Here is a 12,497-nt window from a genome sequence, read left to right on the forward strand (position 1 = left end):
CAGGGCTATCGCCCATCGAGTTTGAACAGCGCCATTCCCAACGGCTCAAGAGTGTCTAGCCAAGTCGGGGCGATTCAATGATTGTTTAACTCCGATGAGAAATGGAAAGCTCAAGATCGGCATAACCTCATTTGATCTTGAATACCGTTCAATGTTTGGCGATGCCATCGTCGTCGCTGAAGAGGAGATGCGTAGAAGATATCCGCAAGGATGACGCGAGTACCTACGAACATAGAGGAAGCCACAGCCTGAAAACCCCAGCTCCATGCAAGTAAGCTCTCACGCCCGCCCATCATCAGATTTCCATCAATGCGGGCTCGCAGTGGGCCGCATGATGATCTCGCTGGTATCCACATCCGCCGGCTGCGAGATTGCAAAATGGATGGCCCGCGCGATCGCCGATGCGCTGATGGCCACCTTGCGAAACTCCTTCATCTCTTCGCGGCCAGCGGCATCCGTGATGGTCTCCGCCAACTCCGACTCCGTCACTCCAGGGCTGATCGTGGTCACGCGGATGTCGCTGCTTTCCTGCCGCAGCCCTTCCGAGATGGCCCATACCGCGTACTTGGTGGCGCAGTACACGGCGGCGGTCGGCGACACCGCATGCGCGCCGATGGAGGCAATGTTCACGACATGCCCAAAGCCCTGTTGGCGCATGGCGGGCAGCACCGCCGCAATGCCGTGCAGCACACCGCGAATGTTCACATCGATCATCCAGTCCCACTCCTCCACCCGCAATGCGGCAAGGGGTGACAACGGCATCACGCCAGCGTTGTTGATGATGGCATCGATGCGTCCATAGCGATTCAGCGCATGGTCGGCAAAGGCCTGCAGTTGCGCACGCTGGGTCACATCCAGCGCCAGCGCTTCGGCCACACCGCCTGCGTTCTGGATATCGGCCACGATCTGGCCCAGTTTGTCGACCCGGCGAGCGCCGAGCACAACGGTAGCACCGTGCGCAGCCAGCAGCTTGGCGGTGGCCTCACCGATACCGCTGCTGGCACCGGTGATCAAAATGACTTTGTCGAGCAAGTTTTTCATAGCGAACTTTCTGCACATGGCGTTGGAAAGTTCAAACTGTAGGCAGCTTGGTTTGATCAGAGAAGTGCGCCAATGCTGCACAATTTGGTTAGACTTTCTAACCAATGAAAGACGAACTCCAGCTCCTCCACTGCTTCTTGGCGGTGGCCAAAGCGCAAAACTTCCGTGCTGCCGCCGACCAGCTGGGCGTAACACGCTCTGCCGTCAGCCAAGCCATGCGCAAGCTGGAGGACCAACTGGGCATCGCCCTGGTCCACCGCACCACCCGCCATGTACGCCTGACCGAGGCCGGCCAGACGCTGCACCAGCAAATCAGCGGCCCCTTGGCTGCCGTGCAGGTGGCGCTCGAAGAAGTATCCGAAGAAGGCCCAGCGCGCGGCCTTTTGCGCGTGGCGGTCACCTCCATCGCCGAGCGCTTTCTGTCCGGTCCCTTGATCAGCGCCTTTACCGCCGCCCACCCGCACATCACCTTGGATGTCACCGTCACCGATGACGAATCCGACATCATTGCCGGCGGCTTCGATGCCGGCCTGCGTCTCGGTGAAGTCATCGAGCAGGACATGATCGCCATCCCGCTGACAGGGCCGCAACGGCAAGTGGTCGTCGCCACCCCCGCCTACCTGTGCGCACAGGGAACACCCCAGCACCCCAATGACCTGCTGGGCCACCGCTGCATCGGCTGGCGCGCGGAGCTGGAGTTCGCCCCATACCGCTGGGAATTCCAGGAAAACGGCCGCGATTTCAGCCTCGCGGTCGCCCCCCGTGTCACCACCAATGACATGCTGCTGATGGTGCGCACCGCGCTGGCCGATGGCGGCATCACCATCGGCATGGAGGAGACCTTTGCGCCCTACCTGGAACGCGGGGAGCTGGTCTCGGTGCTGGACAGCTACCTGCCCTACTTTCCCGGCTTTTACCTCTACTACCCCAACCGCAGAAACCAGCCGCGCAAGCTAAGGGCCTTGGTGGAGCATGTGAAAGGCTGGGTGCCGGTGGGCGGATCTTTGCCCGGGTCCATATCGGCTTAAGTAGCAAGAGAGATCAGCAAGCTGCAGGTGATCTGCAGGCCCGCGCTTGTTCGCCGAATCACTTTTGGCTATGCTGGCCGGGTCATGTGACTGGCGAAAAAGATGGAGCACCATCAGGGAGCATGATGCATGAGCCGTTCGCCTGGGCGTTTTGGTATTCCTTCCATTCCGGAGATTTGATGACTAACGCCCCCCATCCCCTCAACGCCCCTTTCTGCTCTGCCGAGGCCCTGGACCTGCGCAGATCCCCACTTCTTGTTCCCTCACGCTTCCACGGTGTGCCCTTTGTATTTGAGCGCTACCCTGGCGCCCCTGGTGTCAGTGGGCTGACCGGTGGCGCCAACTGCCAGCAATACGCCTATGAGTTTTTACGCGAGCACGGATTCTCCATTGGCGATTTGCGCTCCAGCAACTTGTGGGAAGACTCGGAATATACGGATGAAGTTGCCACACCACAGGCCTTTGATCTGGCCCTGGTGCATGACCGCCCAGACGCATGGGGTGCCCATGTGATGGTTGCAGTGGAGAGCGATCTTTTCCTGCACCTTTCGATCCGCATTGGCAGGCCCGCCGTGGAGACATTGGCCGAGGTCATGGCGCGCCCCTATTACCAGCACCTGATTGGGTTCAAGCGCTGCCGGTTTCGTGACATCGTTGGCGGGGCGAAAAATGAAAGGAGGGCTGGTGTATGCACCGTCGCCAAGGCAACGGGAGAACTATCGCTTAATTTGCAAGGCTGATGACAGCTCATGCATGGCCAACATCGGTCAGCCGCATAGTTCACTTCAACGACTGGTGCAGGCTGGTCGCAGTCGCTGAGATTTAGCAAGCCTGTAACCGCTGCCGCCGATACCAGACGTTGTCCTGCTATCTAGCCAAGTTTCCGCTGTACGCCTGAAACCGGAAGCTTGCTGGATCGCAGTGCGCCAGACAGCCTGAACGGCAGCTCTCGAAAGCTGCGAACTGGTGCTGACGACCCGTTGTCGACATTCTCCGGGAGCGACCGATACAGCAGATTCCAAAGAACAACGGCCATTCAGTCGGACGCGTCGGTTGGCTGGACGTCGGCCAAAGCCGACATCGCAGCGGCTTGGGTGTGACGGCAGGCTGGCCGCTGACTTTGGCAGCACTAAGCAGCCGGACGGCAGCTTGCCTTCGTTGCTCGCTACGCGGGATTTTCCGGTATGCATTGCCCTTCAGGAGATTTAGAATCTCGACTTCATGCTGTTGAGCCGCTATGAAGGCTCCGCTTCACCCGTTCGCGCCTTTATCCGACCAAACGTCTCCAATTCAAGGAATTTTGACTCATAGTGATATTCAGGAATCTTTCGCTTGAGCAGCTCGAAAAAGTTCCTATCATGCGTCGACAATATAATCTGTCGGTCAAATTTTCTAGAAATAGTACGCAACAGGTCTATCGTAGCCAGTACGTTGATTGAATCCATAGAGTGAATTGGATCGTCAATGAAGATGCATCCAACTGGCTCTCCATGCGCCTTTACATGAAGTGCGCGTGCCAGAAAAATGCTTAGACTAAGTATGTTTACCTGAGCTGCACTGAAGTAAAGGTTAGGTGCGATGCAGTCGCCGGCCTCGTCCGAAACGAGGACGTGGAGACGCGGTTTTTCCCCTTCTGGAAACTCGCACGTAAAGCGAACCTCTTTGAAGTCCGGGTGTGGATCGATTTTCCTGTAAATCGAATTGATTAAATCAGTAAAAAAGAAGCTACTGATTCTCGAATCCAACCTTTGAATGACGTGCGTGTATTCGCCATTAACTTTAGCGCTGAGGGCCTCATGCCTAGCCTTCTCAGTTAGTAGCTTATCGAGTTGTTTCCGCGCCTCAATCGATTCGACATAGGGAAGCGCGAGCTCCAATTGTTCGCCTAGCAGCGCATATTGCCTAGCCAACCCTGTTGTTGTCTCTTTCTGTTGCGCATACATCGCATTTGCGGAATTAATGCCATCCACGATCCTTTCAGGCAGCCACGACAAATCGTACTTTGGCAGATGCGAGCCGATCTTAGATACGAACGTAGAAATTTCCGCCTCCGATTCAAGCCGTGAGCGTTGGTTCGATTGTTCCTCGCGCTCTACGGAGGCCAGGTCATCTGTGCTCGGGTTAGGCGCCGTGGCCTCCTCCTTCTCCAACTGATCTCGCGCATCCTTCAACTGCTGCAAAGCAGCTGCTGCTTTACCCTGGCTGTCTCCCAGCATCTGAGCCACGTGCTGCCTTAGTTGTGCAGGATCGACGGCATTTGACAAACAAACGGCCATTAATTCTTTGTACACCTCGCCACCTTTAGCCTGCTCCGCCTTTGCCCTTGCCTCGCCAATCGCTTGAATCAGCAGTTTCACCGCGTCTCTGCGGAGTTGAGCCTCATCCTCCGAACGAGAGAGGTCCGACTGTTCCGTCGAGCGACGCTCGGAAACCTCACGAATATCTTTTGCTAACTTTTGGCCAAGTTGCTCTGCACTTAGATTCAGCACGAGCTGAGCCGAAGTCTGTGCGCGAGAGGCCGCAGCCTGAATGTCGCGATCGAGCGACTTTATTTCTAATGTGAGCGCTTGCAACTCCCGTTCGCTCTGTGAGACTCCAGCTCGGAAGTCAAGTACTGCCTTATTCTTTCTCTGATTCCACTCCTCGATTAAGGCAGTGACATGCAGACATGATTCGTCGAAGGCGGCCTGCGCATCATTCTGCTTGTGGAGCGCGGCTGCTTCCAGTTGATTAAGTAATTGATTGCCCAGGATGTTCTGCAAAAGCTCGTCGGGGCTCGCGTGTTCTTTCGTGCATAGCGGGCATTGATTCGAAGGCGTTTTCGCTAGTATCTCGCAGCCGAGTGACACCAATGTCGCAAATTGGCCTTTTTGCGCATCGAATGCTGCTAAAGCATTTCTCGCGGCCACAAGAAGCTCAGCCCGTCGGGCTTTCTCAAGAACAGCTTGCTGAACAGGAAGTACGGATATGCCCTCTTCCAAAATCATGGTCAATTCAACTGCGTTGATTGATTCTTCGGTAATTTCTAGGCCAATCAGACTTTCGAGATTACTCCTCTCCAAATCACGCTTCGCGGTTAGCACATTAAGACGTTGTTGGCGGTCGTCCCTTTGAGCCTGTCTTTCGGCGATAACAGCGCGCCCTTCGTTGAGATCACGAAATATTTCGGGGGCCTGCTCTCGTAGAGCCACTAGTGCGTTCGCATTAACATCCAAATCTTGCAACGATGTCTTGCATGTTGCGATGCGTTCTTCCCAGCTTTCAAGCTCCGCCTTCTTGACTTGAAGCTGCGCTACCGACTCTTGCTCTCGTGCAGTGATTTGAGCAATTTGACCAAGCGTCTCTTCGAACAAAGGTACTTTGCTCAACAAGGTCTGATGCCTTATCGTGTCCGCGTGTGTTCGTTCAACGAACTCAGTCGAATGCGCGACTTTCTCTTTGAGCTTGGCGTAGCGATTCAGAGCATGACGCCGTTTCTCGAGTTCGGACAACGCCTTTATTGCAGTAGCTCTCGTCGCCATGGATTCCGCTATAACAGGCAACTCGACGAGCGCTGCCTGCAAGTCGGTCAGAAACCGCTCAAAGTCCGCGCTATTATTGTTCAGTTCGTGCAGCCGCTGCGCAATCAGATTGCGAAGATCGCGCTCGCTGTCTGCGTCAAAGCTCTGTGAGACCGATTCAATGCGCTCACCACGATCGACCAGACTTTGGATAGTCCGATTAACACTTTCGAAGATCCCGGTGTCAGTCTGTTTTGCGAGAACTTCTTCGTATCTTCGCTGCTCCTCGGACATGCCTTTTAGCAGGATCGTCAATTCGCGCCTAAGGGCAACGAGATTGGCGCGATAGGTATCATCGCTATCTCCGAAGTTTTGCATAAACCTGTCATAGCGCGCGTCAGGCTTCTCCTCTCGAAGGAATCCGTCGATGGCCTCTTGAGACAGGAAAACTCCCGCGACCTCTTCCATTCCGTGCACCGGTGCTTCGCGTTTGAAGAGATAGTCTCGGCTACCAGCGCGCGCCTTCGGCACATCTTTAATGACATCCCCGAATCCGATTCCCGTTACGGTCACTCGTGAAGGCGCAGAATCTGGGATTACACGATTCCGCAAAATGTGTTGACGACGACTCTCCTGATTCTGAGCTCGAGATATATTATCGTTTTCAACGCGAGTGTAATCGCGAACGAATCGCTCGATATTATTCGTAAGCGCCCACTCTACAGCATCGTAAAAAGATGTTTTACCAAAGCCGTTTGGGGCATAGATGGAAATAAATTGTGCAGGGTCGCCCGACGGAGTTGTGAAGTCAAAGGTTCCATCGCTTTTCTTTTCATATGCGCGGAAACCTTCAATGATGACTTTTTTGATTTTCATGAGAAGGATCCTAGACGCTCGAGAAGTTCATTGATGCGACCGCGCCGAATTTCGGAAGAACGCTCTTTTCCATCGAGAGGAAGTTTCGAGGAGGCCGAGAGGAATTCTCGAAATCGATTAGAGTTCTCAAGCTGATCGCACAGTCCGTCCACTACATCCGAAAGCTTAAGGTCTCGCCCTAGAATGGAATTCTCCAGAGCCTCTCGCACGACAGTGTCGGAATCCGAGGCAAACGTCGGTCCTGCTAATACCAGCTTTCTGAGCGCGAACCTATCGTTCTCAATGCGGTACTTGAGGTGCTTGTCCATCGCCGACGGTGTCACCAACGCGAGGTAGATGTTCCAAGACAAAAATTCGTCTGGCAACGAAGACTGGTATTCAACGGCGATTTCGTTGTTGATCAATCGCCAATATTTTTCGCAGGTTTCGTTGTCTGAAAAGCGAGCTACAAAGCAACTGATTAAATGCCTCTCGTCATCTGACTGAAAGAATGCAAAATCGACAGCCGGCGCGATACTTTTCAGAAAACCTACATCCAGATTATTGGGCAATAGCTGCACGATAGGCCTCCGCTAGCAACTGCAGTACGGTATGTTCATCAAGTCCAAGTTTATTGTCGTAAAGTTCTTCTTGCCGAACAATACAGTCCATGTGGAGACCATCAAGATGAAAAAGTCTCACTTTGCCGATAGGTTTACGCGGAATTCCGATGTCAAACGCCCCACTCAGGGGAAGACCGATATCTGGCACCACTCTTGATAGGTCTTTGATTGACCTGGTTTTAGCAGGCGACCCTTCGATCCGATTGCTAACAAGCACCAGGCCGTCATCAGCAAGACCACCGAGGTCAGATTGGATGATCCGTTCAACGAACGCTGTCCACTCGCCCTCGGAGCCACTGTATAGAAATCGACGTCGTGAACGTAATTTCTCGATATAGTCCGCATCGACAATTTGTGGCCTGTCGAGCAATACAGACAAGGTTAGGTACTCTAGCCACGAAATCCAAAGCTTCCTGTCAAGCAGGCTACATTCGGGATCCTCTTGAACTAACAGCCTCTTCCCAAAGATGTTCAAGATTCCATTGGGTGTTGGAGAGTCAGTAGCGAGGTTTGTTCGAATAACGCTAAGAAGGGCCGTTCGCAGACGTTGCAGCGTTGCGGGACATTCGAAGCCAGGTAGCGGAAATACTGCATTCGCAAGCCCAGCAAACGACAGCAAGAACGGCGGCAAGATCGGAGGGAATCCATGATCTCTGATCAAGTTGTCGAACGCAGGTATTCCGATGCAACGCAGCCAGTTGTGGCCCTCTTGAGGCCGACCTTCCATCTCGTACTCGACCGCGACAAGAATCCAGCGGTTTGCGACCTTGATATACACGCCACCACCTGAGACCCCTCGAACTTCATCAACTGTCGCAAAGCTCTTAGTGGAGACATCGATCGACAGTGCGTCGAAGTTCTCTATCTGCCCAGGGAAAAGCCGGAGCGGCTCGTTCGAATTGCGTCGAATTTCTGGAAATCCGACCAACCACATCGATTGCTCCATCTCGACCGACGTCGATGTCGCCGTGGGGTCAAGTGTCTGACTGACCACCACGATCACTGCAATATCGAGCATTGGGGAAACGATGAGCTGCCTAACTTCAATCTCGGTGCCATCCCGCAATTTCACGACAGTCTCGTTCGGCTCCATGAGCGATGCGACATTAGTCCGCTCTTTAAGCAGATTGTGGCGTGCTGTCAGAACGTACGAGTGGTCGGCGCTGAGCGCTGTCACCAGCACGCCAGACCCATCGTTGACCATCACCGCCCGCTGATATATCTCTTCTGGTCTAAGCGCGCTCACAGTATCAACTCTCCTGTGAGCGCTTTTATGTTCCCGTAGGCAGCACGCTCTTCCAAATTTGGAAAGACGTCGTCTCTGACTGCCTCGTAATTGAACAGTATCTCGCTATTCGGTTGCATTTCATTGATTCTGGCGAGGGTGATTTTGCTCGGTAAAGCATGACGCATGCCATTGGTCGAAACAACGAATTTCTCGCATCGAATTAACGACAGCAGGTCCTCGCTTGTGTTCGCTTTGCTGCCATGGTGCGATAGCTTGCAAACAGAGACTTCTAGTGGGTTCTCGGACGATACGCCTAAATGCTCTCGAAGCGCCGAGCAGACAGTGGATGGGAGCGCGTCTCCGAGAAGTAAGACTCTATGTCCCTGCGTTTCGATGAGAACCGCTATCGAGCTTCCATTATGTACAGATGTGTCTTCGACAAACTTGTCATTGGCCCGCAACTCAGAGAGCGACAGGTGGTAGTCTTTTGCCACGCCAGAAGTGAGCGAATCAGCTTTTTCCGTCTCCCACTTGGAAAGCAACTTGGTCAGTTGCTGTTCCGTCGGCGAAAGAATAAATATCTTACCGTGCTTGAACAAGATCTCCCGGCCATCTACAAACCTGACTTGCCGACGCGAGGTACAGTACCCATCCAAGAGGGCGTCGAACTCTACGCCCTGAGCAATGCTCGTAAGGCGGTCTTCAGGATCGGCTATCCAGATGTCTGATCCCTCAGGTACCTGCGTGTTGAAGGCTTGGGCAATTACTTTTCCGGAGTTGAACCAGACGTCATTTGCAATGACGGAACGGTACTTATCTTGCCGGCAAGCCTTCAATAGGCCTCCGATATGATCGTCATCGACATGGGTCACTATCGTGAGGTCAAATCGCTCGCCTCTCTGTCGCAGATCCTCTAACACCTCTTGCAACGGGCCCGCTGTTCTCTTCCCACCTTGGCGACGCTCGTAACACTCTGACGGACCGCCGTCAATCAAGATTCGGAACGTCTCAGTGCCCACGCATGTCTCAATGACAATCGCATCGCCGTGTGCCGCTTTCAGGAAACTTACTTTTAGAGTCATCAACAGCTCAGGTAACGTTATCTTCGGCGACCGTGTCAGAGGATCATGTACGTTTATATCTTTGCTACCCGACCTATATGGCGACAAAGTGATCTCTGACGCCGGCAACAAGAGAGGCCACCGACGCATCAAGGGTCCCTGTAAGCGATCATAATGTACCTCACCTGCCACGCTGGATCAGTACGCTGAACATTCACGCATCGTACAAAGCGCAAAGGTTAAACATGCCAGCGTAGAGCCGCTACAGCTTATCATGGGATCCGCACCGTCGGAAACCGGATGGCCGAGGTGGTCGTAACGGAGCCTTTGCTGATTCAACCAGTTGGATCCGACACTATCAACGCTGATAAGGTTCGCTATACGCTAGGCTGCCGACTTAGGATGCGAGCACAATCAATGTCGGAAATGGCCTATGAAGACGCGTTCGTCTATAGCAATCGGATGGATCGTTACAGAGACGAAGCCGACACCTGAACGTCCGACTGACGACGCACACGAACGGCGGTTTGTGGCCGGCAGCCCCAGTTCGTGGACCTCGCTGACAGCTGACTTCTCCGGACGTATCAGGAGGTCTGCGTCCTTGTGCATCCATGCGTTCACGCCATCGGCCATGAGCCATCCTTCACGTCGGTGGCAGAATTTGTCCCAAAGGAGGCTCGAATACATGGCGTGAGCGAAGCAGATTGTGGTGGTGGTGGTTGGAGATGTCTTGAAGGTGGACGAGCTTCATCAACGATTTACGAGTGCTTTGGGATTTCCTGATTTTTATGGCAAAAATTGGGATGCATTCTGGTATCCCATAGTTGTGCTTGTTGAGATGCCGCATGTTCTTCGATTGGAGGGATGGCAGGAACTGGTCCAACACCTTCCCTGTGAAGCTGCATTGATGAAGGAATGTCTTGAGCGCATGCAAAGAGACTTCCCTGAGCATGCTGCAACGGTTGAGTACGCATAGCACCTATGCCTCTCACTAGCCTGCGGCACTTTCCAGTATTGAACCAGCTCAGAAGGATTTGGCATGAATGGCAGTAAGGTGGCATTCTGTGACAGGCGCAGATCGGCCACAAAGAGTCGTTCGGCATCGTGACGCAAAGCAGTCTCTCGGGCGCCGCTAGAAAGAAAAACCCGAGCTACTCGCCAGAAAAAAGACAGCTCCAGCAATTGCCCTTACGCCCCTACCGCAATGGATCTGAATCGCAAGATCTCGCCGAAGGCCAAAACGCAGGGGTTCTGCGTTGCAATGGGAAAGCGGCTCACAACGAAGTGCTTGATTGCGTTCAGATTCAACTCCCCTAAGAGCGTTTGCTCGCGCGCGCGTTCCTTCTCGAGCGCCTTCCGGTAGGCCTGGTCAAGGGAGCGGTTGTAGCGAACGAACCTTCGTACGTCGGCCTCGATTCGATTCAAGTCGACGAGGTTATTCTTGCACTGAACGTTGTAGATCACGCCGTCGAGCGTCGCAACGACGTCGAACTCCGCATGCCCCACTCTCTTGATCTCTGTGATGTCGAACCCTTGGGCCCGCAGCGCCGCTTTGACCGACTTCTCGAAGATGAATCCAGAGCGGATCTGGTATCGACGAACACGGTTCAAACAGGCATTTTTCCAGTGGTTCGCGAATCGACTGAGCAGGGTAATCGACGTGATCAGGTCGTCGCCGATGCGCGTGAATGGCGCGTAGGTGCTGGTGTTACCAACGTAGTCAAAGCCTTCAACGACAAGAGCCTTGCTGAGGGTAGCGGGTAGCTTCTGCTCGGAACACAACTCATCGAAGCGCTTTACGGTCAGCCGAACGAAATACTCATCAACGACGAGAGGGATCAAGCTGCGGATGAAAGCAACCAACTGACCGTATGACGTTTCATGCAGGTTGAACTCCACATACGCATCCGCGATGAGCGCTAAATTGTTCTCCAATTCGGCCTTGGAGAAAATGAGTCGGCGATTCACTGGAACACGCTTCACCGCGCTGAAATCGACATCGGTCATCTCGATGATGGCTGTTCGCTCAGGCTCCAGAAACAACGAGTCCAGCCCGTTGAAGCTGTGGCTTGCCAATATCCCAACATCGTCGACGACCAAGGCGAAGTCCGGGTACACCTGTGCCAGCATCAGGTTGCAATGCATTGAAGTTGCCCCCCGGCCGGCAGTCTCAATGAGGTATAGGAACTGGTTGAGACTGTCCAGTTCGTGCAGCTGTCTAGTTCCCCTGCAGGCGCCAGGAATCGTGTGAAGCAGTGCTAGCAAATGCCGTCTGCGCGACTGAAGGTAACCAATGGCCGTGCCGATGGTTGCCATCTCCCGAGCTACAGGGAAATGATTCGTCGCAAACGACATGGCGATGGCATGGAGCTGCATGAGCGTGTGTACAAGCCGGCGTGCCACTAATCTTGAGAATCGGGACTCCAGACCCGTTTTGATGGATGGCAACGCCCGGACCACCTCGTCAATGTCCAAGAGGACAAGCCCCTTAATCTCGTCAAGGAGAGACTCGCCTCGCAGTTCGCCAGGGAGGTTGATTAGCTCTTCGATGCCACGGAAGGTCGAGAACCAGACCTCGAATGTGCTTCTTGGCTCGAAGGGTGCCAGAGCCGATTCAATACCGGCACGTGAATGAGCCAGCGCCTTTATAGCCTCGGTCTGCGCAGCCGCGCCCGTAAATCGTTGTCCTGCCATTCGTCGGATCCCTGCGAAGGCGTGGAATCGTTGCCCCGCGCCCTCTTAGTGTTGAAGTTGCCCAATCTTGCCGGATAAATATAGCGTGCGCACGAGTGCCATCATCAATCTCCTCACCATTGCGGATCACCCGCTGGCTAAGTCTTCTCCCGGCCGACCTATATCGACAGCATGCCATTCATGACGCGGCCTCTACCGACGCTCAGTTAAAAACTGAGGGTAAGCACACCGAGAGAGTTGCCGATAACGATGCTCCCGCGAAGGCCCGCATCCTGCAGGTGCAGAGTGCCCGCTACGGGTCGCAAGCTCCTGTTTGCACCACGTGACAGCGGACATCCTGCGACCTATCTGCTTGCACTTGATGATCGCTGTCCGCTGTACACCTGAAACCCGTCATTGAGCTGTCGCCCGCGTCGATGCTCGGATGGCCGGTATGGGTCGGTGACCGTTAGGAAGCGTTGCGGCTA

Annotated in this window: 9 protein-coding genes and 1 riboswitch; of the genes, 3 read left to right on the plus strand and 6 right to left on the minus strand. The window is 54.1% G+C overall.

Going from position 1 to position 12,497, the window contains the following annotated elements; genetic code table 11:
• Positions 1-306: 306 nt before the first annotated feature.
• Positions 307-1,041, minus strand: a complete 735-nt coding sequence (locus tag WH367_RS19865; RefSeq protein ID WP_339537385.1) for an SDR family oxidoreductase — start codon at positions 1,039-1,041, stop codon at positions 307-309.
• Positions 1,042-1,145: 104 nt separating this feature from the next.
• Here WH367_RS19865 and WH367_RS19870 point away from each other — a divergent pair, with 104 nt between their 5' ends.
• Both WH367_RS19870 and WH367_RS19875 read left to right on the plus strand, forming a co-directional pair.
• Positions 1,146-2,069 (plus strand): LysR family transcriptional regulator, encoded by a 924-nt coding sequence (locus tag WH367_RS19870; RefSeq protein WP_339537387.1) that lies wholly within the window; start codon positions 1,146-1,148, stop codon positions 2,067-2,069.
• A gap of 76 nt (positions 2,070-2,145) precedes the next feature.
• Positions 2,146-2,224, plus strand: a riboswitch (ZMP/ZTP riboswitch).
• A 24-nt stretch (positions 2,225-2,248) separates the two neighbouring features.
• The gene (locus tag WH367_RS19875) at positions 2,249-2,809 is read left to right on the plus strand and encodes a hypothetical protein (RefSeq protein WP_339537388.1); all 561 of its coding nucleotides are present in this window, start codon (positions 2,249-2,251) and stop codon (positions 2,807-2,809) included.
• Positions 2,810-3,304: 495 nt separating this feature from the next.
• On the opposite strand, the gene WH367_RS19880 is transcribed toward WH367_RS19875, so the two are convergent.
• From WH367_RS19880 to WH367_RS19895, 4 genes are read right to left on the minus strand one after another with little or no spacing between them, the layout of a single operon-like run.
• Positions 3,305-6,445, minus strand: a complete 3,141-nt coding sequence (locus WH367_RS19880) for an AAA family ATPase (RefSeq protein WP_339537389.1) — start codon at positions 6,443-6,445, stop codon at positions 3,305-3,307.
• Complete coding sequence (locus WH367_RS19885) at positions 6,442-7,005, minus strand: ABC-three component system middle component 1 (RefSeq protein ID WP_339537391.1); 564 nt, start codon at positions 7,003-7,005, stop codon at positions 6,442-6,444. Before WH367_RS19885 ends, WH367_RS19880 begins: the two co-directional genes overlap by 4 nt.
• Positions 6,986-8,293, minus strand: a complete 1,308-nt coding sequence (locus tag WH367_RS19890) for an ABC-three component system protein (protein ID WP_339537392.1) — start codon at positions 8,291-8,293, stop codon at positions 6,986-6,988. The genes WH367_RS19885 and WH367_RS19890 overlap by 20 nt, the downstream gene beginning before the upstream one ends.
• Positions 8,290-9,357, minus strand: a complete 1,068-nt coding sequence (locus WH367_RS19895; protein ID WP_339537394.1) for a ComEC/Rec2 family competence protein — start codon at positions 9,355-9,357, stop codon at positions 8,290-8,292. The genes WH367_RS19890 and WH367_RS19895 overlap by 4 nt, the downstream gene beginning before the upstream one ends.
• A gap of 694 nt (positions 9,358-10,051) precedes the next feature.
• On the opposite strand from WH367_RS19895, the gene WH367_RS19900 reads away from it, so the two are divergent.
• Positions 10,052-10,312, plus strand: a complete 261-nt coding sequence (locus tag WH367_RS19900) for a barstar family protein (protein WP_445228140.1) — start codon at positions 10,052-10,054, stop codon at positions 10,310-10,312.
• Between the two features lie 212 nt (positions 10,313-10,524).
• Here WH367_RS19900 and WH367_RS19905 read toward each other — a convergent pair whose 3' ends face one another.
• Positions 10,525-12,030 (minus strand): hypothetical protein, encoded by a 1,506-nt coding sequence (locus WH367_RS19905; RefSeq protein WP_339537396.1) that lies wholly within the window; start codon positions 12,028-12,030, stop codon positions 10,525-10,527.
• Positions 12,031-12,497: the final 467 nt, after the last annotated feature.

The organism is Comamonas sp. MYb21, from assembly GCF_037479395.1.
In the GTDB taxonomy this organism is placed as follows: domain Bacteria; phylum Pseudomonadota; class Gammaproteobacteria; order Burkholderiales; family Burkholderiaceae_C; genus Comamonas.

Coding starts and splice junctions, on each gene's coding strand:
- WH367_RS19865 (WP_339537385.1), bottom strand. CDS start 1,041: ATGAAAAACTTGCTCGACAAAGTCATTTTGATCACCGGTGCCAGCAGC.
- WH367_RS19880 (WP_339537389.1), bottom strand. CDS start 6,445: ATGAAAATCAAAAAAGTCATCATTGAAGGTTTCCGCGCATATGAAAAG.
- WH367_RS19870 (WP_339537387.1), top strand. CDS start 1,146: ATGAAAGACGAACTCCAGCTCCTCCACTGCTTCTTGGCGGTGGCCAAA.
- WH367_RS19895 (WP_339537394.1), bottom strand. CDS start 9,357: ATGACTCTAAAAGTAAGTTTCCTGAAAGCGGCACACGGCGATGCGATT.
- WH367_RS19905 (WP_339537396.1), bottom strand. CDS start 12,030: ATGGCAGGACAACGATTTACGGGCGCGGCTGCGCAGACCGAGGCTATA.
- WH367_RS19875 (WP_339537388.1), top strand. CDS start 2,249: ATGACTAACGCCCCCCATCCCCTCAACGCCCCTTTCTGCTCTGCCGAG.